The organism is Streptomyces sp. MAI_2237, assembly GCF_054189285.1.
Map to the genome: position 1 here is coordinate 736039 of NZ_JAJPGQ010000005.1, position 19451 is coordinate 755489.

At 73.6% G+C, this 19451-nt stretch carries 16 protein-coding genes; 6 read left to right on the forward strand and 10 right to left on the reverse strand.

Going from position 1 to position 19451, the window contains the following annotated elements:
* The first annotated feature begins 149 nt into the window (after positions 1 to 149).
* Entirely contained in the window at positions 150 to 1007 is an 858-nt protein-coding gene (locus tag LN251_RS31735) for a YhjD/YihY/BrkB family envelope integrity protein (protein ID WP_458247598.1), read from the forward strand.
* 171 nt (positions 1008 to 1178) lie between these two features.
* Here the strand turns inward: LN251_RS31735 and LN251_RS31740 are convergent, their stop codons facing one another.
* The 4 genes from LN251_RS31740 to LN251_RS31755 form a co-directional block, all read right to left on the reverse strand.
* The gene (locus tag LN251_RS31740; RefSeq protein ID WP_458247599.1) at positions 1179 to 2486 is read right to left on the reverse strand and encodes a chloride channel protein; all 1308 of its coding nucleotides are present in this window, start codon (positions 2484 to 2486) and stop codon (positions 1179 to 1181) included.
* A 290-nt stretch (positions 2487 to 2776) separates the two neighbouring features.
* Positions 2777 to 4108 (reverse strand): aldehyde dehydrogenase family protein, encoded by a 1332-nt coding sequence (locus tag LN251_RS31745; RefSeq protein WP_458247600.1) that lies wholly within the window; start codon positions 4106 to 4108, stop codon positions 2777 to 2779.
* A 96-nt stretch (positions 4109 to 4204) separates the two neighbouring features.
* Positions 4205 to 5401, reverse strand: a complete 1197-nt coding sequence (locus tag LN251_RS31750; RefSeq protein ID WP_458247601.1) for an RNA polymerase sigma factor — start codon at positions 5399 to 5401, stop codon at positions 4205 to 4207.
* Positions 5402 to 5406: 5 nt separating this feature from the next.
* Positions 5407 to 5757 (reverse strand): YciI family protein, encoded by a 351-nt coding sequence (locus tag LN251_RS31755; protein ID WP_458247602.1) that lies wholly within the window; start codon positions 5755 to 5757, stop codon positions 5407 to 5409.
* 99 nt (positions 5758 to 5856) lie between these two features.
* On the opposite strand from LN251_RS31755, the gene LN251_RS31760 reads away from it, so the two are divergent.
* Entirely contained in the window at positions 5857 to 6903 is a 1047-nt protein-coding gene (locus tag LN251_RS31760; RefSeq protein WP_458247603.1) for an acyl-CoA dehydrogenase family protein, read from the forward strand.
* Between the two features lie 73 nt (positions 6904 to 6976).
* Positions 6977 to 7903 (forward strand): class I SAM-dependent methyltransferase, encoded by a 927-nt coding sequence (locus tag LN251_RS31765; protein WP_458247604.1) that lies wholly within the window; start codon positions 6977 to 6979, stop codon positions 7901 to 7903.
* A gap of 54 nt (positions 7904 to 7957) precedes the next feature.
* Here LN251_RS31765 and LN251_RS31770 read toward each other — a convergent pair whose 3' ends face one another.
* From LN251_RS31770 to LN251_RS31785, 4 genes are all read right to left on the reverse strand, one after another.
* A complete protein-coding gene (locus LN251_RS31770; protein WP_203237772.1) occupies positions 7958 to 8125 on the reverse strand; it encodes a hypothetical protein in 168 nt (55 codons plus the stop codon).
* A gap of 110 nt (positions 8126 to 8235) precedes the next feature.
* A complete protein-coding gene (locus LN251_RS31775; protein WP_458247605.1) occupies positions 8236 to 9027 on the reverse strand; it encodes a SigB/SigF/SigG family RNA polymerase sigma factor in 792 nt (263 codons plus the stop codon).
* A gap of 3 nt (positions 9028 to 9030) precedes the next feature.
* Complete coding sequence (locus tag LN251_RS31780) at positions 9031 to 11187, reverse strand: MMPL family transporter (RefSeq protein WP_458247606.1); 2157 nt, start codon at positions 11185 to 11187, stop codon at positions 9031 to 9033.
* A gap of 149 nt (positions 11188 to 11336) precedes the next feature.
* Positions 11337 to 11846 carry a MarR family winged helix-turn-helix transcriptional regulator gene (locus tag LN251_RS31785; protein WP_458247607.1) on the reverse strand — a complete coding sequence of 170 codons (510 nt, stop codon included), beginning with the start codon at positions 11844 to 11846 and terminating at the stop codon, positions 11337 to 11339.
* A 92-nt stretch (positions 11847 to 11938) separates the two neighbouring features.
* Between LN251_RS31785 and LN251_RS31790 the strand changes: the two genes are divergently transcribed.
* From LN251_RS31790 to LN251_RS31800, 3 genes are all read left to right on the forward strand, one after another.
* Positions 11939 to 13468, forward strand: coding sequence for an SDR family oxidoreductase (locus LN251_RS31790; protein ID WP_458247608.1), 1530 nt, complete (start codon positions 11939 to 11941; stop codon positions 13466 to 13468).
* A 79-nt stretch (positions 13469 to 13547) separates the two neighbouring features.
* Positions 13548 to 14921, forward strand: a complete 1374-nt coding sequence (locus tag LN251_RS31795; RefSeq protein WP_458247609.1) for a cryptochrome/photolyase family protein — start codon at positions 13548 to 13550, stop codon at positions 14919 to 14921.
* A gap of 11 nt (positions 14922 to 14932) precedes the next feature.
* On the forward strand, positions 14933 to 16438 hold the full coding sequence (locus tag LN251_RS31800) for a cryptochrome/photolyase family protein (RefSeq protein ID WP_458247610.1): 1506 nt from the start codon (positions 14933 to 14935) through the stop codon (positions 16436 to 16438).
* 10 nt (positions 16439 to 16448) lie between these two features.
* On the opposite strand, the gene LN251_RS31805 is transcribed toward LN251_RS31800, so the two are convergent.
* Both LN251_RS31805 and LN251_RS31810 read right to left on the reverse strand, forming a co-directional pair.
* Positions 16449 to 17693 (reverse strand): NAD(P)/FAD-dependent oxidoreductase, encoded by a 1245-nt coding sequence (locus LN251_RS31805; protein ID WP_458247611.1) that lies wholly within the window; start codon positions 17691 to 17693, stop codon positions 16449 to 16451.
* 600 nt (positions 17694 to 18293) lie between these two features.
* The gene (locus tag LN251_RS31810; protein ID WP_458247612.1) at positions 18294 to 19340 is read right to left on the reverse strand and encodes a MerR family transcriptional regulator; all 1047 of its coding nucleotides are present in this window, start codon (positions 19338 to 19340) and stop codon (positions 18294 to 18296) included.
* Between the last annotated feature and the right edge of the window lie 111 nt (positions 19341 to 19451).

Sequence of the window (19451 nt, forward strand, 5' to 3'; positions counted from 1 at the left end):
TCACCCACTCGGCCCGTGCCGCACTCCCGCCGGGGGCCGTCCGGCCGCAGGAGCGGCAGGCTGGAGGCATGCAGCCAGGGACAGGGACCGGAGGGGGCCGTCCGGACCGCCCGTCTCGCCGCGCGTCGGGACGGAAGCGGGGCAAGGCGATGCGATCGCGGCTGACGGAGCTGCGCGACCGGGCCGAGACCCGGTTCCCGGTGATCACGCACCTGCTGTCGCACCTGATCAACGTGAATGTGCTCGACTCGGCGACCCGGCTGGCCGCACAGGCCTTCCTCACGGCCGTGCCGCTGCTGTTCGTCGTCGCCTCCATCGCCCCGCCGCCGCTGCGCGATCAGTTCGTCAGGTCCGTGCAGGAGGCCTTCGGACTGTCCGGGAGTTCGGACGCCGAGCTGGCCAAGGTCATGCGGGGCACCGCCGACCCGTCCGACCAGCTTCGGCAGACCACCGGTGTGGTGGGCGGGCTGATGGTCCTCATCTCGGCCACCGCGTGCAGTCGCGCCATGCAGCGCCTGTGCGAGCGCGCCTGGAGCATGCCCAAGGCGGGCGCCCGGTTGGCCGCCTGGCGCTGGATCGCCTGGCTCGCGGCCTGGCTGGTCATGTTCGGAGTGCAGGGATTCTTGCGCAACGGCTTCGGTCTCGGTCTGTGGCTGGGCGTGCCGCTGCTGCTGATCGCGGAGACCGGCATCTGGTGGTGGACGCAGCATCTGCTGCTGGCCGCGCGGCTGCCGTGGCTGCCGCTGCTGCCGGGCGCGCTGCTGACCGGCACGGCTCTGAGCATCCTCACGTCGTCGGCGTCGCTGTACGTGCCCCGGGCCCTCAACCGCAGCCTGGACAAGTACGGCTCACTGGGCGCGGTGTTCACCCTGCTGTCCTGGCTGATCTCGCTCTGCGTGGTCGCGGCCCTGTGCGTCACCGCGGGCGCGGTCGTCGCCCGCGAGCCGTGGGCGGCCCGTCGGCTGGGCACGCCCGCGCTGCCGGGAACCCCGTCCGACCGCGACTAGCCGGCCGGCCCACCGAAGCGGACGGAGCGGGGAGGTCAGCCGGACACGAGACCGGACGGACCGGGAAGGCCAGCCGGACACGAGACCGGACGGACCGGAAAGGCCAGCCGGACGCGAGACCGGCCGGACCGGAAAGGCCAGCCGGACGCGAGACCGGCCGGAGTGGGGAGGTCAGGCGGACTCGGGAGTGTCGGTGGCCGTTCGTTCGGCGGGCCGTTCCCTGAACGCGAGGATGCTGGGGCCCTGGGGCAGCCGCTGGGTGAGCACGAAGGACACGACCGACGCGATCACCACCAGGGCCACCGTGTCCACGTTGCCCAGCAGGAGCACGACCAGGACGACACTGCTCACCGGCAGCCGCAGGGCCGCGGTCACGGAAGCAGCCATCCCGGCCGCCATCGCCGGGACCAGTCCCAGGCCCGGCAGCGGCGCCAGCAGCACGCCGAACGCCCCGCCCAGGAACAGGGCGGGGAAGACGGGGCCACCGCGCAGGCTGCCCAGACACAGCGCGTACGCCAGGCCCTTGAAGGCCAGTACGGCGATGAGGGCGCCCACCGGCCAGGCGTGCGGGTCCCGCGCCAGCTCGGACAGGGTGGACTCGCCGGACAGGGCCGCCTCGGCGGGGGACCGCCCCGTGGCGACCGCGTAGAGGGTGACGCAGACCGCCGCACCCAGCGCGCAGAGGGTCGTGTTCCGTACCGTCCGGGTGGTGACGAAGCGCGCTGCGAAGCGGCCGCCGACGAAGATCCAGTGGACGAGGAAGGCCATGGCGGGCGCCAGCAGCACCACCCACAGCACGTCCCCCCAGTCGAGCGGGGGCGGCTTGGGCAGGCCGATGGACAGGCTGCCCGTCTCGAGGCCGGTCCATCGGACGAACCCGGTGAAGATCAGGTCGCCGATCCCGCTGGCCAGGAGGGCCGGCAGCATCACCGCGAACAGCTGCGGGCCGCCCAGCCCGGCCACCTCCATCAGCAGCACCGCGCCCACGATCGGGTTGCCGAAGAGCGCGGAGATGGCGGCCGCCGCCCCGGCCGCGCCGAGCAGGGACGTGCTCGCCTCGGTCTCCGGCGCCCGCACCAGCCTCGCGAACGCCAGGGCCAATCCGCCGCCCATGGCGATCAGGGGTGCCTCGGGGCCCAGTACGACACCGAGCGGCAGACCGACCAGAGCGGCGATCAGCACTCCCGGCAGCGCCTGCCGGGTGACGCCGCCGGAGCGCAGGCCCGCCGCCGGGATGTGGCCGCCGCGGCCCGGAAGGCGCGCGACGACCAGGCCGACGACGAGACCGGCCGCCGTCAGCAGGGGCAGCCCCCACCACCAGGGGGCCTGCTTCCAGCCGAGATCCTTGGGCCAGGTCGTCCAGATCAGCTGCTCCAGCCGGTGGATCGCCACGAGGAACCAGAAGGCGATCAGCGCCACCGGGATCCCGATGAGCCCGCAGAAGACGAGGGCCTTGCGGTAGTCCGGCCGTCCCAGCATGGTGCGCAGCAGATCTGCTTCCGAGGGCTGGTTGCGCGCACCGGCCCCGGAGCCGTTCTCCGACGTCGTTGCGGCGATGGGTCCTCCCGGGGTCGGCGCCACGCCACGCGGTCGCGTCGGGCTGACCGCCGTGGGAGCTTTAGGCGCATAGCACCATGAACATACCCAGGATGGACAGGACGCGCTCGCTGTCCCGGAGTGGCCGTGCGGCGGGCGCAACGGCCGCCCGGATCACGACGGACGCGGGCGGGCGCGGGCGCCGGACCCCGCACGGCGGCCGGGCGCCGCGCTCAGCGGGCCGGGCTCAACGGCTTCTCCAGCACCGCCTTGCGGTGACTGAACGTCTCGATGGAGTAGCGGCCGTGGTAGCTGCCCATGCCGCTCTCACCCACTCCGCCGAACGGCAGGTCGGAGACGGTGAGATGGGCGAGCGGCAGGCCGTGTCCGAGGCCGCCGGAGGACGTCTCGGCGGCGATCCGGGCGCGGGTCTCGCCGGACTCCGAGAAGACGTACAGGGCCAGCGGCTTGTCGCGGTCGTTGATGAAGTCGACGGCCTCGTCCAGTCCGGGGACGCTGACGATCGGCAGGATCGGGCCGAAGATCTCCTCCCGCATGACCGGCGCGTCGGGGTCGACGTCCGCCAGCACGGTCGGGGCGATGTACTTGGCGGCGCGGTCGGCGACGCCGCCGACAACCGTGCGGCCCGAGTCGAGCAGGCCGGTGAGCCGGTCGAAGTGGCGTTCGTTGACGATCCGGCCGTACGCGCCGGAGGCCGCGGGGTCGCTGCCGTAGAGCGCTTCGACGGCACGGGTGAGGGCGGGTTCCAGGGCGGCGGCGGTCTCCGGGTCGGTCAGTACGTAGTCGGGGGCCACGCAGGTCTGCCCCGCGTTGAGGAACTTGCCGCGGGCCAGCCGGTCGGCGACGACGTCGAGGTCGGTGCCGCGGTCGACGAACGCCGGGGACTTGCCGCCGAGTTCGAGGGTGACCGGGGTGAGGTGCTCGGCGGCGGCGCGCATGACGACACGGCCGACGGTGCCGTTGCCGGTGTAGAAGATGTGGTCGAAGCGCTCGGCGAGCAGGGCCGTGGTCTCGGGGATGCCGCCCTCGACGACGGCGACCGCGTCGGTGTCGAGGTACTCGGGCAGCAGGCGGGCCAGGGCGGCGGAGGTGGCGGGGGCCAGTTCGCTGGGCTTGGCGACCACCGCGTTGCCCGCCGCGAGCGCGCCGACCAGCGGGGCCAGCAGGAGCTGGGCGGGATAGTTCCAGGGGGCGATGACCAGGACGACGCCGAGCGGGTCGTACTGCGTCCAGGCGCGGGTGTCGTCGCCGAGATGGGCCGGGACCGGGGCCGGCTCGGGGCGCAGCCAGTCGGCGAGGTGCTCGAGGGTGTGGTCGATCTCGCGGACGGTGAAGCCGATCTCGGTGCGGTCGGCCTCGGCGGCGCTCTTGCCGAGGTCGGCGTGGAGGGCGGCGGCCAGGTCGGGACCGTTCTCTGTGAGCATGTCGCGCAGGCGGCGCAGCTGGGCGGTGCGCCATTGGACGGGCTTGGTGCGGCCGGCGCGGAAGGTGGCGCGCAGCCGGGCGACGAGGTCGGCGGGCTGCTCGGGTGTGGGCTGGTTCATGATGCCTCGCTGCTGGAACGATCGGATCGGAATGCAGGTGTATATGCCAACCTTTCATACACCAAAATAAATTCCGGTGCGTCGGGGCAGTCGCCTTCACGTGGGCGGGAGGTGCCGTCGGCGGCGTTCCAGGAAGGCGCGCTCGGCGGGACTCTCGGCGCGTTCGAGGGCCGCTTCATAGGCGTGCGCGGCCTCCGCCTCGCGGCCCAGCCGGCGCAGCAGGTCGGCGCGGACCGCGTGGAAGACGTGGTACGCGTCGAGGTCCAGGGCGTCGACGAGGTCCAGCGCCCGGCCGGGGCCCTCGGTCTCGGCGATCGCGACCGCACGGTTCAGCGCCACGACCGGGCTCGGGGCGACGGCCATGAGCTGGTCGTAGAGCTGTGTGATCTGCCCCCAGTCCGTGGCCCGTGCGCACGGGGCGTCGCTGTGGACGGCCTGGATGGCGGCCTGGATCTGGTACGGACCGGGCTGGTTGCGGCGCAGGCAGCGTCGTACGAGGGACTGCCCCTCGGCGACGAGCTCGCGGTCCCAGCGCTCGCGGTCCTGCTCCGGCAGCGGAACCAGCACCCCGTCCGCGTCCACGCGGGCCTCCCGGCGAGACTCGACGAGCAGCATCAGCGCGAGCAGGCCCGTGGCCTCGGCCTCGTCCGGCATCAGCTCGACCAGGAGGCGGCCGAGGCGTACGGCCTCCGCGCACAGCCCGGGTGAGCCCTCGTACCCCTGGTTGAAGATCAGGTAGATGACGGCGAGGACGCCCGCGAGCCGGTCCGGCAGGTCGGCGTCGCGCGGGACGCGGTAGGGAATCCGGGCGGCGCGGATCTTGGCCTTGGCGCGGACCAGGCGCTGCGCCATGGTCGGTTCGGGCACGAGGAAGGCACGGGCGATCTGCGGTGTGGACAGCCCGCCCAGTAGGCGCAGGGTCAGGGCGACACGCGCCTGGGGGGCGAGCGCGGGGTGGCAGCAGGTGAAGATCAGGCGGAGCCGGTCGTCGCGCACGGGGCCCTCCTCGGCCGGTGCGTCGCCGACGCGCAGCAGGGCGGCCTCGGCGTGTCGCTCGTCGCGTGTCGCCTCCCGGCGCAGCCGGTCGATCGCCCTGTTGCGGGCGGTGGTGATGATCCAGCCGGCCGGGCTGGGCGGCACGCCCGTCTGCGGCCAGCGCTGCACGGCGGTGGTGAAGGCGTCCTGGACGGCTTCCTCGGCGAGGTCGATGTCGCCGAGGAAGCGCACCAGGACGGCGACGGCGCGACCGTACTCCGCGCGGAACACGGCCTCGACGTCGACGGTGCCGGGCACGGGCACTAGTGGCTCTCCACGAAGGGCCGGACCTCGATCGGCAGGGTGGTGGCGCGCACCGCCTTCCTGCCCCACTCCAGCGCTTCGTCCAGGTCGGCGGCCTGGATCAGGCACAGCCCGCCCAGGTACTCCTTGCCTTCGGCGAAGGGCCCGTCGGTGATCAGGACGTCGCCGCCCTCGGGCCGCAGCATGGTCGCGGTGTCGGGGGCGTGCAGACCGCCGGCGAAGACCCAGGCGCCCGCGTCGCGCAGTTCCTGGTTGAATGCCTCGACGTCGCGCATGATCACGGCCATCGCGTCGGGCTCCGGGGGCGTGCCGTCGGTCGGGGTGACCACGCTGAGCAGGTAGTACGTCATGACGTTCTCCTTGGCGTCGTAGCTGATGTCTCACCTCCTACACGAACGGCACACCCCCGGATCGACACCGCGCGCGAACGGATCGGGAGAATCTCCTCCATGGCCGCCGCACCGCACCCGCTGCTCACCACCGCCCGGACCCTCGCCCGCGACCTCCTCGCCCCGAACGCGGAGCGCGTCGACCGGGAGTCGGTGCCCGCCGGTCACATCGAGGCGCTCAGGCGCTCGGGGCTGCTGGGGGTGGGCGCGCCGCGGGAGTACGGCGGTGCGGGCGCCCCCGACGCCGTGGTGCGGGAGGTGCAGGAGATCCTGGCGGGAGCCTGCTGTTCGACCTGGTTCGTGCAGACCCAGCACCACCCGCCGGTCCGCATGCTGGCCGCGTCGCGGCTGCCGGTGCGGGAGCGACTGCTGCGTCCGCTCGCGACCGGCGAGCTGCTGGCGGGCATCGCGTTCGCGCATGTGCGGGCCTTTCCACGGGTGCCGGTGCGGGCCACGGCCGACCGGGGCGGCTGGCGCTTCGACGGAACGGTGCCCTGGTACACAGGCTGGGGCCTGAACGACGTGCTGCTGCTGGCCGGGGTGAGCGACGCCGAGGAGGTGGTGTTCGCGTTCGCCGAGGCCCGCGAGCAGCCGGGGCTGCGCCCGTCGCCGCCGATGCGGCTGGCCGCGCTGACGGCGGCCCGTACGGTCTCGCTGGAGCTGGACGGCCTGTGGCTGCCCGGCGATTCGGTGGTGCTGCGCACCCCGCGGGAGGAGTTCGCGCGCGTCGACCTGCCCCGCAACACCAACGCCTCCCCCGCCGTGTTCGGCGTGGCCCGCGCGGCGCTCGATGTGCTGGATGAGGCCGGTGAGGGCGAGACCGCACGGGTCCTGCGGGCACGGCTCGAGGAGGTGCGGGGCCGGGTGTACGAACTGGCCGCGCATCCCGTGCCGCACGAGCGGATCGCGGAGCGGCTGGAGCTGAAGACGCGGGCCTACGACCTGATGCGGGCCGCCACGACGGCGGCCGTGGTGGCCGGGGGCGGACGGGCCATGGACCTCGACAGCCCCGCCCAACGCCTCGCCCGCGAGGGCCTGTTCCTTCTGGTGCAGGGCCAGACGACCGACGTGCGCCGGGCTCATCTCGACGCGCTCGCGCGGATCTGAGGCCGGTTCGGCTGTTCATCCGACGTTCAATCCGGTGACAGTTTCGGCGCCCCCCAGTGAGCAGAATCGCCTCATGGCGACCGCACAGGCAACCGACATCATCCTCCCCGGCGAACTCAAGGACGTCCCCGGCTGGTTCCCGCCGCTGGACCAGCTGCTGTTCACCTGGTTCCTCGAACGGCAGGAGGCCGCGGGCCTCGGGGGCGACCTGCTGGAACTCGGCGCGTACATGGGCAAGAGCGCGATCCTGCTGGGCAGGCACCGCAGGAACGGCGAGGAGTTCACGGTCTGCGACCTCTTCGGCGGCGAGGCGCCGGACGGGGCGAACCGGGCCGAGACGGCGAAGTCGTACTCCTCCCTCACCCGGCAGGCCTTCGAGCGCAACTACCTCTCCTTCCACGACGCCCTGCCCCGGGTGCTCGAGGCCCCCACCTCCGTGATCACCGCGGAGGTCGCCCCGCGCAGCTGCCGCTTCGTCCACATCGACGCCTCGCACCTGTACGAGCACGTCCGCGACGACATAGGCGCCGCCCGCGACCTGCTGGTGCCCGGCGGCATCGTCGTCCTCGACGACTTCCGTTCCGAGCACACCCCCGGGGTCTCGGTCGCCACCTGGGAGGCCGTGCTCAACCGCGGCCTGCGCCCGGTCTGCCTCAGCACGCAGAAGCTGTACGGCACCTGGGACGATCCGGAGGCCGCGCAGGAAGAACTGCTGGAGATGCTGCGGGCCCGCACGGACGTCGGCCTGAGCGTGCAGGAGGCCGCGGGTCACCGGCTGGTGCGCACCCGCGCCCTCAAGGGCCTGCAGGCCCCGCCGTTCCCCCGCTCCCGTCACCACCGGGAGCCCCAGCCGCAGACGGCCGCCCCGGAACCGGCGCCCGCGACCGCGCCGGCTCCGGTACCCCGCCGCCCCCGGTCCCGGGCACGCCGGATCGGCGCGGACCTGCTGCCGCCGATCGTCACAAGGGCGGTCCGCCGCGCCCTGGCGAACCGCCCTTGAACCACTCCGGCGACGCACCGGCCACGAGGGCCGACCGCGGCCGTCCTCCCGCGGTCAGTCCTCGTCGCCCGCCGGCACCACCACGAGGAAGGCGTCCGACTTCAGATCCATGACGACCGTCGCGGACTGACCCTCGGCGCGGCGCTTGGCCGCGTACTCCTCCGCCGGCCACGATCCGCGCGGAGCTCCCGCCGGAAACCGCTCCAACACCTTCGCGCCCATAGCGGCAGACACCTCCGGATTCGATCTCGGACCATCGTTCTCGTAGATTCCGCTTGCCCCCTGTGAGCGCCGGCATGTCCGGTCGGGCGGAGAGATTTGTCGATAATCCGTCAAACGGTCCCATGCAGCCGGTTCCGCAGCCCCGCGAGGGTGCGGCCCAGCAGCCGGGAGACGTGCATCTGGGAGATGCCCAGCTCGGCTCCTATCTGGCTCTGCGTCATGTCGTGCAGGAACCGCATGGTCAGTATCCGGCGCTCGCGCTCCGGCAGGGCGGCGAGCAGCGGTGCGAGGGTGACCAGGTCCTCCGTCCGGCCGAGGGCGGGGTCCTCGGCGCCGAGCCGGTCGGCGATCCCGGCGCCGTCCTCGTCGGCACCGAAAGGTGCGTCGAGGGACACGGCCTCGTGCCCGTCGGCCGCCTGCAGCCCTTCCACCACCTCCTCCTGTGTCAGCCCCGTGCGCTCGACGAGTTCGCTGACGCGGGGCGAACGCCCCTCGGACTGCTCGAAGGCGATGACCGCTTCGCGCAGCACGCCACGGCACTCCTTCAGCCTCCGGGGGACGTGGACGGCCCAGGTGGTGTCCCGGAAGAACCGTTTGATCTCGCCGACGACCGTCGGCACGGCATAGGCCTCGAAGCCGAAGCCGCGCGTCGGGTCGAACCGGTCGATCGCCTTGATCAGCCCGATGGTGCCCGCCTGCAGAACGTCGTCGCTCATCTCACGGCGCGCCGGGAAGCGCCGCGCCGCGTGCCGCACGATCCACATGTTCAGCTCCACGAGCGTGTTGCGGACGTAGGCGTACTCGGCGGTCCGCTGTTCCAGGGAGCGCAGGCGCTCGAACAGCGGCTCGGACAGGTCGTGGGCGTCTGCCGGACCCAGCTCTGCGGTCTGCGGGCGGCGCACAATTCACTCCTTGGTCGAGACCCCGGCCGGTCGGGGTGTCGCTCCTGTTTCGCCCGCAGCGGCCCCGACGGATGCAGTCGCGCCCGGGTCGGAGCGCCACAGCCGCCCGGGCCACCAGGCCACCGCACCGAGGTCGCGCACCAGGGCCGGCACCAGGAGGGAGCGCACCACGAGCGTGTCGAGGAGTACGCCGAAGGCGACGATGAAGGCGATCTGCGCGAGGAAGGCGAGCGGGATCACCCCGAGGGCGGCGAAGGTCGCGGCGAGCACCACGCCGGCCGAGGTGATCACTCCCCCGGTGCCGACCAGGCCGCGCAGGACGCCCTCCCGCACCCCGTGCCGGAGGGACTCCTCCCGCACCCGGGACATCAGGAAGATGTTGTAGTCGACGCCCAGCGCCACAAGGAAGACGAACCCGTACAGCGGCACCGAGGGATCGCTGCCGGTGAAGCCGAAGACGTGCCGGAAGACGAGGGACGACACACCGAGGGTGGCGAGGAAGTTGAGCCCCACCGTGGCCACCAGCAGGGCGGGCATCAGCAGGGAGCGCAGCAGCAGCGTCAGGATCACGAAGATGATCGCGAGGACCACCGGGACGATCAGGGTGCGGTCCCGTTCGGCGGTGCGCAGGGTGTCGTACTGCTGAGCGGTGTAGCCGCCGACGAGGGCCTTGGCGTCCGGCACGGCGTGCAGGGCCGTCCGCAGCCGGGCCACGGTGTCCTTGGCGCTGTCGCTGTCGGCCGCGGCGTCCAGGGTGACGTCCACGCGCACGCGGCCGTCCACGACCTTCGGGGCACCGCCGGGCCGCCCGGACGCGGTGACCCCGGTCGCGGAGGCGACGCCTTCGGTGCCGCGGGCCGCCGCGAGCACCGGGTCGACGTGGTCGGCGTCGGCGATGACGACGGTGGGGTTGCCCGAGCCGCCGGGAAAGTGCCGGGCGAGGGTGCTCTGGGCGGAGACGGACGGGGCGTCGTTGACGAACGTCTCGTCGAGCGGGACGCCCTTGGAGGCCAGGGTCGGGGCGAAGGCGGCGCCGGCCAGGAGGGCGGCCAGGCAGATGGCCCACACCTTGCGGGGCGCCCGGTCCACCAGGGCGGCGACGCGCCGCCACACGCCGTGGCCGCCGCCCTCGGCGCCGGTGGGGCGCGGGGTGGCGGGCCAGTAGGCGGCCCGGCCCAGCAGGACGAGCACGGCGGGCAGGAAGGTCAGCGAGCTGAGCACGGCGCAGGCGATGCCGATGGCGCCGACCGGGCCCAGGGCGCGGTTGTTGGTCAGGTCGCTGATCAGCAGGGCGAGCAGACCCAGGGCGACGGTCGCGGCGCTGGCCACGACGGCGCCCCAGGACTGCTTGAGCGCGGCGCGCGCGGCGGCGTACCGGTCGGTGCGCGCGGCCAGTTCCTCCCGGTAGCGGGCGGTGATCAGCAGGGCGTAGTCGGTGGCGGCGCCGATCACCAGGATGGACAGGATGCCCTGGACCTGTCCGTCGACGCGGACGAGGTCATGATCGGCGAGCGCGTAGACGACGGCGCAGGCCAGCCCGAGGGCGAACACCGCCCCGACGATGATGACCAGGGGCAAAAGGACACTGCGATAGACGAGCAGCAGGATCACCAGCACGGTCACCAGGGCCACGGCCAGCAGCAGGCCGTCGATCCCGGCGAAGGCGTCGGCCAGGTCGGCCTGGCTGGCGGCCGGTCCGGCCAGCTGGACCGTGCTGCCGGGCACCTTCTCGGCGGCCGCGCGCAGCCGGTCGAGGGTGTCGGGCAGCCGGTCGCCGAGATCGGGGCGCAGCTGTACGACGCCTTCGAGGGCCTTGCCGTCCTTGGAGAGGAGGGCGGGAGAGACGTCACCGACCACGCCGGGTGCACCGGAGAGGGAGGCGAGTGCACGGCCGGCCGCCTCCTGGCGGTCCCGCACCGGGCCGCCCTGATGGTCGGTCCAGACGACGATGGCGGGCAGCGTCTCGTCCTGCTGGAAGGCCCGCTGCTCGCCGATCACCTTCGTGGACTCGGCACTGCGCGGCAGGAAGGCGGCCTGGTCGTTGGTGGCCACCTCGCCGAGCCGCCCGGCGAAGGGGCCGAGCGCGCCGCCGATGCCGAGCCAGACGACGAGCAGGAGGAGGGGTACCAGGAAGCGGCCCCGTCGCGGGGTGAGGGACATGACTCTCCAAGACCTAGGTATCTCAATGAAAAACAATCTCGATGATTGAGATAAGTGGGAACGATGGTAAGTGATGCCCGATCTTCCGTCCCGGGGGCCCGCCCGGATGCACCGCTTTTCCCGCGGTGCCGCCCAGGGCCGACGGGCGGTCAGTCGCCGGCGGACCGCAGCGGCGCGAGTTCCTCGTTCATCGCCGCCAGGAAGCGCAGCACGACGGAGAGCTCCCGCTCGCTGAACTTCCCGCAGGCCGCCTCCGCCGCCTGCGCCAGCGGCCGGAAGTAGGTGCGCGCCGCCGCCCGGCCGTCGGCCGCGTAGTACAGGTGCACCACCCTGCGGTCGGCGCTCTCGCGGACCCGGCGGATGTGCCCCGCCCGTTCCAGCCGGTCGACACAGGCGGTGACGGCACCGGAGGTCAGTCCGAGATGCTCCCGCAGACGGCCCGGCGTCATCGGCTCCTCGGCGTCCAGGATCGCCGCGAGGGCCTGGACGTCCGTGGCGTGCAGCCCCTGCTCGCCCGCGAAGCCGTGCGCCAGACGGTTGATCTCGCCGTTCATCCGGCGCAGCTGCACGGCGAGGGCGTGCAGGTCGATCCCCGCGGGGAGTGCCCCGTCGGGTCCCGGCGCCGCCGCTCGCTGCTCCCGGTCGTCTGCTCTGGCCACGCGATCAGCCTATAGAAGCGCCCGCGCGCATCCGATCCCGCCGCCCCCGTGGAAGTGATCACAGGGACACCGAGAGGAAGGGCCCGGAGCAGATGAACGCTGACGACGACGGACCGGGGCTGCGCTGCCTGGTGACCGGGGCGACGGGATACATCGGCGGCAGGCTGGTGCCGGAGCTGCTCGCCGAGGGACACCGCGTTCGCTGCCTGGCCCGCTCCCCCGGCAAGCTCCGCGACCACCCCTGGGCCGGGCAGGCCGAGGTGGTGCGCGGCGACGTCACCGACGCCGACTCCGTGGCCGAGGCCATGCGCGGCGTCGACGTCGCCTACTACCTGGTGCACGCGCTGGGCTCCGGCAGCGACTTCGAGGAGACCGACCGCAGGGCGGCACGGATCTTCGGCGCGGCGGCCCGGGAGGCCGGCGTACGGCGCATCGTCTACCTCGGCGGCCTGACGCCCTCGGGGGTCCCGGAGAACGAGCTGTCGCCGCATCTGCGCTCGCGGGCCGAGGTCGGCCGGATCCTGCGGGACTCCGGTGTGCCCACCACCGAGCTGCGTGCCGCCGTCGTCATCGGCTCCGGTTCCGTGTCCTTCGAGATGCTGCGCTACCTCACCGAACGCCTTCCCGTGATGATCACCCCGAGCTGGGTGCGCACCCGCATCCAGCCCGTGGCGGTGCGGGACGTGCTGCGCTACCTCGTCGGCAGTGCCCGGATGCCGGCCGACGTCAGCCGCGCCTTCGACATCGGCGGACCCGAAGTGCTGACGTACAAGGACATGATGATGCGCTACGCGGCCGTCGCCGGCCTGCCCCGCCGGGTCATCGTCCCCGTGCCCGTCCTCACCCCCGGGCTGTCCAGCCACTGGGTGGGACTGGTCACGCCGGTGCCCGCCTCGATCGCACGTCCGCTGACCGAGTCGCTGCGCCACGAGGTGGTCTGCCACGAGCACGACATCGCCCGGTACGTGCCCGACGCCCCCGGCCGGCCGATCGGCTTCGACGAGGCGGTACGGCTGGCCCTGCAGCGCGTGCGCGACGCCAAGGTCACCACCCGCTGGTCGTCGGCGTCGGTGCCCGGCGCCCCCAGCGATCCGCTGCCCACCGACCCCGACTGGGCGGGCGGCAGCCTCTACACCGACCGGCGGGAACTCGTCGTCGACGCCTCGCGCGAGGCGCTGTGGCGGGTGATCGAGGGGATCGGCGGCGACAACGGCTGGTACTCCTTCCCACTGGCCTGGGCGGTCCGGGGCCGGCTGGACCGGCTGGTGGGCGGCGTCGGGCTGCGCCGGGGCCGACGGGACGCGGCGCATCTGCGCACGGGCGACTCGCTGGACTTCTGGCGCGTGGAGGAGATCGAGCCGGGCCGTCTGCTGCGGCTGCGCGCCGAGATGAGGCTGCCGGGACTGGCCTGGCTGGAGATGTCCGCCGACACCGACGACGAGGGCCGCACCCGCTACCGCCAGCGCGCCCTGTTCCATCCCCACGGACTGCTCGGCCACGCCTACTGGTGGAGCGTCTCCCCCTTCCACGCCGTCGTGTTCGGCGGCATGGCCCGCAACATCGCGCTCACCGCGTCGCGCACGCCCACCACTCCGGAGAAGGAAAAGACGCCCAGCGGTTGACGGCCGCATCCACCGCGTCCACCGCGCCGGAAGCACCTGATCGGCCGCCCACCCCTTCGCCGCCCCGGAGAGAAGCACCATGAACGTCTCGGTCGTCCTGTTCACCGCCGACCTGCGCCTGCACGACCATCCCCCGTTGCGCGCCGCGAGCGAGGCCCAGGCGGTGGTTCCGCTCTTCGTCCGCGACCGGGGCGTCACCGGTGCCGGGTTCGCCGCGCCCAACCGGCTGGCGTTCCTCGCCGACAGCCTGCGCGATCTCGACAGCGGACTGCGCGAACGGGGCGGCCGGTTGATCGTGCGCTCCGGGGACGTCGTCGAGGAGGTGTGCAAGGTGGTCGCCGAGACCGACGCCGACGAGGTGCACATGGCCGGTGACGTCAGCACCTACGCCCACTTGCGCGAACGGCGGCTGCGCCGCGCCCTGGAGGCGGAGGGGCGGCGCCTGCACGTCCACGAGACGGTGACCACGGCCGTCACGCCCGGTGCGCTCACCCCGGCCTCCTCGGACCACTTCGCCGTCTTCACCCCCTACTTCCGGCAGTGGGCGCAGACGCAGCTGCGCGACACGCTCGCCGCACCGCGCGCCGTCCATGTCCCGGAGGGCGTCGGCTCCGAGGAACTGCCCACCCGCTCCGGGCTGTCGGGGCTGTCCGAGGGCCTGGCGGCCGGCGGGGAGGTGGAGGGCCGCAGGCGCCTGGCCGCCTGGCTGCGCGACGGGATCGCCGCCTACGAAGACCGCCACGACGACATGGCGGGCGACGCCACCTCGCGCCTCTCGCCCCATCTGCACTTCGGCACGCTCTCCCCGGTCGAACTAGTCCACCGGGCGCGCAAGGTCGCCGGCCCCGGCGCCGAGGCCTTCGTCCGGCAGATCGCCTGGCGCGACTTCCACCGCCAGGTCCTGGCCGCCCGGCCCGCGGCCGCCACCGCCGACTACCGCACCAAGCACGACCGTTGGCGTTCGGAGCGCACCGCCCGCGAGGACGTCGAGGCGTGGAAGGAAGGCCGCACCGGATACCCGGTGATCGACGCTGCGATGCGCCAGCTGCGGCACGAGGGCTGGATGCACAACCGCAGCCGCCTGCTGACCGCGAGTTTCCTGTGCAAGACCCTGTACGTCGACTGGCGCGTGGGCGCCCGGCACTTCCTGGACCTCCTGGTCGACGGCGACGTCGCCAACAACCAGCTGAACTGGCAGTGGATGGCGGGCACCGGCACCGACACCCGCCCCAACCGGGTCCTCAACCCCCTCACCCAGGCCAAGCGTTACGACCCCGAGGGCGCGTACGTGCGCCGCTGGGTCCCCGAACTCGCCGCACTGGAGGTCCCGTACGTGCACGAACCGTGGAAGCTGCGGGGCCTGGACCGTGCCGCGCTCGACGGCTACCCGGACCCCGTCGTCGAACTCTCCGAGGGCCTCGCCCGCTTCAAGCAGGCCCGCGCCCGCGACTGAGGAGCCCTCACATGGCCACCCCCCACTGGCTGTTCGGCGACCAGCTCGGCCCGCACTTCCTCACTCCCGGCGACGGCGGACCGGACCGCGGCGCACCGGTCGTGATGATCGAGGCCCGGTCGGTCTTCCGGCGCCGTCGCTTCCACCGCGCCAAGGCACACCTCGTGCTGTCCGCCATGCGCCACCGCGCCGCCGAACTCGGCGACCGGGTGACGTACGTACAGGCGGAGACTTACCGCGAGGGACTCCGAAAGGCGTTTTCGGGCGGGCCCTTGACGGTTCATCACCCCACGTCCCGGGCCGCGCTGGGGCTGGTGTCGTCGCTGCCCGACGTGACCGTGCTGCCCGCGCGCGGCTTCCTGGCCGCGCACGCGGACTTCCGTGCCTGGGCGGACGGCCATGGCGGACAGCGGCTGTTGCAGGAGGACTTCTACCGCTGGGTGCGCCGCGGGCACGGCCTCCTCCTCGACGGTGACGCCCCCGCGGGCGGGCGCTGGAACCACGACCACGACAACCGCGAACCCCCGCCGAAAGGGGCGAGGAAGCTGGGCGCCCCGGCGCCCTACCGGCCGCGCGAGGACGACATCGACGCCGAGGTCCGCCACGACCTCGACCGCTGGGAACGCGAGAAGGGCATCCGGTTCGTGGGGCGCGACGGACCCCGCCGGTTCCCGGCCACCCGCCGCGAGGCCCTGGCCGCACTCGCCCGGTTCGTCGACCACCGGCTCGCCGGCTTCGGCCCGCACGAGGACGCCGTGCTCGCCGGCGACCCGGTGATGAGCCACAGCCTGCTGTCGTCCTCGCTCAACCTCGGGCTGCTGGATCCGCTGGAGTGCGTCGAGCGCGCCGAGGACGCCTGGCGCTCGGGGGCCGCGCCGATCAACAGCGTCGAGGGGTTCGTACGGCAGATCGCCGGCTGGCGCGAGTACGTGTGGCAGCTGTACTGGTACTTCGGCGAGGACTACCGGCACCGCAACGCCCTGCGCCACCGGGCGCCGCTGCCCGAGTGGTTCCTGGAGCTGGACGCCGACGCGGTCACCGCGCGCTGTCTGGCCACGGTCCTGGCACAGGTGCGCGACACCGGCTGGACGCACCACATCCCCCGCCTGATGCTGCTCGGCAGCTACGCCCTGCAACGCGGCTGGGACCCGGCCGCGGTGACCGACTGGTTCCACCGCTGCTTCGTCGACGGCTACGACTGGGTGATGCTGCCGAACGTGGTGGGCATGTCCCAGTACGCCGACGGCGGGCGCATGACCACCAAGCCGTACACCTCGGGCGGCGCGTACGTGAACCGGATGAGCGACCTGTGCGGGCCGTGCGCCTACCGGCCCACCGACCGCGTCGGCGAGGCGGCCTGCCCGTTCACGGCCGGCTACTGGGCCTTCCTGCACCGCCATCGCGCCCGGCTGGAACCCAACCCGCGCATGACCCGGGCGGTGCGCGGCCTGGACCGTCTCCGGGATCTCGACGACCTCCTGCGCGAGGACGAGCGCCGGGGCGACGGCCCGCCCTGACGCCCCGCCGTCAGGCGCGATGCAGGTCCCGCAGTACCTCCCGGGCCGCGCGCGCCCCCGAGGCGAGGGCGCCCTGCACCGAGCCGGTGGAGCGGTGGTCGCCGCACACGTAGCGGCGCGGGCCGACACGGCTGGTGCGGCTGAGCGGCTGCGGGGGCGGCATGGCGGGCAGCGCCTCCTGGATCGTGCGGCTGGTCAGCAGGTCCCAGCCGTCGGTGTCGGCGTCGTACACCTCGGCGAGTGCCTCGCGCACCGCCGCCTCCCGCTTCTCGGCGTCCTCGCCGAGGACGGAGGTGGCCACGAGGGCGGAGCCCGCGGGCGCGTAGTCGGGGACGACCTCGCTGAGAACGCACGTGTTGAGGAAGCGGCGGCGCTCGTCGACGAGAAGGGTGGGCTCGGCCAGCGGCGGACGCGGCGCCACGTGGTAGTACGTGGTCACCGTCCGGTAGCCGGGCAGCTCGAGCCCCGGTAGCAGGCGGCCGGCCGGGCCGGGCCCGGTGGCCACCACCACCGCACGGGCGGGCAGTTCGGCGCCGTCGTCCGTGACGGCGCCCTCGTCCGTCAGCCCGGTCACGGCAGTCTCCAGCCGGACCGTGCCGGTCGGCAGCGCGCCACCCAGCGCGCGGGGCACCGCCCCGATCCCGGCGGTGGGCAGGCACAGGGTGCCGCGCAGCATGCTGCGCCACACGAGGTGGAAGAACCGGCTGGAGGTCTCCAGTTCGTCCTCCAGGAAGACCCCCGACAGAAACGGCCGGAAGAAGCGCTCGACGAACGTCTCGGAGAACCCCGCGTCGGCGAGCGCGGTGCGGGTGGTGCTCTCCCGCGAGCGCTTCACCAGGCGTACGGGCGCGAGCATGTCGCGCGCCGACAGCAGGCCGAGCGCCGCCAGATCACGCGGACCGGCGAGCCGACCCGGCAGGAGGTCGGGCAGGGTGCGGGGGCGCCGCGTGGGGTCGCTGAAGCGGAGCCTGCCCCGCGCGGTGTGCGCGAGGAAGCCCGGCGTGAACGGCCGGAGCCCCAGGTCGCGCAGCGTCAGACGGTGCCGGACCTGCGGATAGGAGGTGTTGAAGACCTGGAAGCCGCGGTCGACGACGAAACCCTCCACGCGGTCGGAGCGCATCCGGCCGCCGACCGCGTCGGACGCCTCCACCACGCCGACCTCGAGCCCGACGGCGAGCAGGTCCCGGGCGCAGGCGAGTCCGGCGACACCCGCGCCGATCACGAGGACGTCGGGAGTACGGGCGGGCGCGGGCATGGTGGGCTCCTCGTGGTCTCGGACGTCCGGTCGGGTGGTGGTGCGTCGGCGCACGCCTGTGTCGATGCCTTCCCGTCCCACGCGTTCCCCGGATGCGCCCACCGCTACCGCGCCGGGGCAGCACAGCGTCCGTCGGCTGCTCACTGCGCCCCGATGCGCTCCTGGACCGGTGCAGGCCCTTGCCGCCCACGCGCCCCATGCGCCGACGGCAACATCGCCGCGCCCCACCAGCGGATCGCCGCTTCAGCCTGTTCTCCCGCACGTCACCCGGATGGCTCTCACGCACCCGCGACCAGCGGCCGTCTGCGGACCCGGCGCCCGAGGCGGTTCTCCCCCACGCCCCCATCCACCCGACGGCCCTCCCACTGCCGCTGGCGAGGGCCCCACCCGCCGCCACCCCGCAGCCATTCCCTGACCGGGCGCCTGAGTCCCGGACCGGGTGCCTGAGCCGAGTCCCCCCGACGCCTCCGTGCACCGCACGGCCCGACCGCGACCGGCCGCACGGCCACACCCGACCCCGCGCCCCCGACGGCTGCCGTCGCTCGTCGGCAATCGGTGTGCCGCCGGAACGCGGCGGTGGTCGGCATGGGGGGCGAGCCGTCAGTGGCGTTCGCTTGCCTTCTCGCCCTGGTGGGCGCCGGAGAGGAGGTCCAGGGCCTGCCGCAGGGTCTGCGGCCTGGGCAGGCCCCGCGTCGAGGGGCCGGACCAGCCGGGTCCGGCCAGGACGACCAGGGGCCCGCGCCGCGCGCCCTTGACCCCCCACTGAGTGTCGGCGACGTGCCGGGCCAGCGGCAGGCTGGCGGTGGAGCGCGCCTGCGCCCACAGCACCACGGCCGACGGCCCCAGCCGCTGCACCGCCGCGGTGAGCGCCTCCACCGGTACGGCGGCGCCGAACATCCGTGTCGGCAGGTGGAGCGCGCCCAGGGCGGCGTTGAGCGCCTCGATCGCCAGGGTGTGCTGTTCACCGGGGACACAGGCCAGCAGGACGGGCCCGGTGGCCGAGACATCCCCCTGCCGCTCGGGCGCCGGGGTGTGCCTGCGCAGGGTGGTGGAGACGTGCCAGGACAGCATGTGCTCGACCTCGACGTAGCGGTCGCCGGACGAGGCCCACTTGCGTCCCACGGCGTGCAGGGTCGGCGCCATCACCTCCTGCCAGGCGACGGCGATGCCGTACTGCTCCACGGCGGCGGCCAGTTGGGCCTCGACGGCCGGGGCATCCAGTCGTACGGCGGCGCGGGCCAGCCCCCGGCACTCCTGGCGGACATCGCCGAGGGGCAGGGTGCCGGCCGCTTTCGAGCGGCTCGGCGGCGAGGGCTGCACGTCCGCCTCGGCCGTTCCGGGCGGGGTCTCGGCCGTCTCCTTCGCGGCCCGGGCCGCCTCCGCGGGCGGTACCCCCGACGAGGTCAGCCGGCACATCGCCTCCAGCACCGCGACGTCCTGCCGGGTCCAGCGGCGGTGCCGTCCGTCGGCGCGGGCCGCCGGGCCGATGCCGTAGCGGCGGTCCCAGGAGCGCAGCGTGGTGGGCGAGACCCCGAGCCGCCGGGCCAGGGCGCCGGTCGTCAGGGGCACGCCCGCCTCGGTGGCGGGCTGCGCCTCGCCCCGGTCCTCGCCGTGCGTGACATCCCCGTAGGCGGCCGCTTCGCTCATGCGACGAGCCTATACGACGCAGAAACGATGCGAGTTGATGACCTTGTTCGCGGGCTCGCAGCATGGACGAACCGGCAGCCGCCCCAACGGTCGCGTCCGGTCCGCCCGCTC

What these genes read in the sequence shown, in the direction of transcription:
- LN251_RS31745 (WP_458247600.1), bottom strand. Translation starts at nt 4,108, where the DNA reads ATGAACCAGCCCACACCCGAGCAGCCCGCCGACCTCGTCGCCCGGCTG.
- LN251_RS31780 (WP_458247606.1), bottom strand. Translation starts at nt 11,187, where the DNA reads ATGTCCCTCACCCCGCGACGGGGCCGCTTCCTGGTACCCCTCCTCCTG.
- LN251_RS31795 (WP_458247609.1), top strand. Translation starts at nt 13,548, where the DNA reads ATGAACGTCTCGGTCGTCCTGTTCACCGCCGACCTGCGCCTGCACGAC.
- LN251_RS31810 (WP_458247612.1), bottom strand. Translation starts at nt 19,340, where the DNA reads ATGAGCGAAGCGGCCGCCTACGGGGATGTCACGCACGGCGAGGACCGG.
- LN251_RS31760 (WP_458247603.1), top strand. Translation starts at nt 5,857, where the DNA reads ATGGCCGCCGCACCGCACCCGCTGCTCACCACCGCCCGGACCCTCGCC.
- LN251_RS31800 (WP_458247610.1), top strand. Translation starts at nt 14,933, where the DNA reads ATGGCCACCCCCCACTGGCTGTTCGGCGACCAGCTCGGCCCGCACTTC.
- LN251_RS31790 (WP_458247608.1), top strand. Translation starts at nt 11,939, where the DNA reads ATGAACGCTGACGACGACGGACCGGGGCTGCGCTGCCTGGTGACCGGG.
- LN251_RS31765 (WP_458247604.1), top strand. Translation starts at nt 6,977, where the DNA reads ATGGCGACCGCACAGGCAACCGACATCATCCTCCCCGGCGAACTCAAG.
- LN251_RS31805 (WP_458247611.1), bottom strand. Translation starts at nt 17,693, where the DNA reads ATGCCCGCGCCCGCCCGTACTCCCGACGTCCTCGTGATCGGCGCGGGT.
- LN251_RS31770 (WP_203237772.1), bottom strand. Translation starts at nt 8,125, where the DNA reads ATGGGCGCGAAGGTGTTGGAGCGGTTTCCGGCGGGAGCTCCGCGCGGA.
- LN251_RS31740 (WP_458247599.1), bottom strand. Translation starts at nt 2,486, where the DNA reads ATGCTGGGACGGCCGGACTACCGCAAGGCCCTCGTCTTCTGCGGGCTC.
- LN251_RS31735 (WP_458247598.1), top strand. Translation starts at nt 150, where the DNA reads ATGCGATCGCGGCTGACGGAGCTGCGCGACCGGGCCGAGACCCGGTTC.
- LN251_RS31755 (WP_458247602.1), bottom strand. Translation starts at nt 5,757, where the DNA reads ATGACGTACTACCTGCTCAGCGTGGTCACCCCGACCGACGGCACGCCC.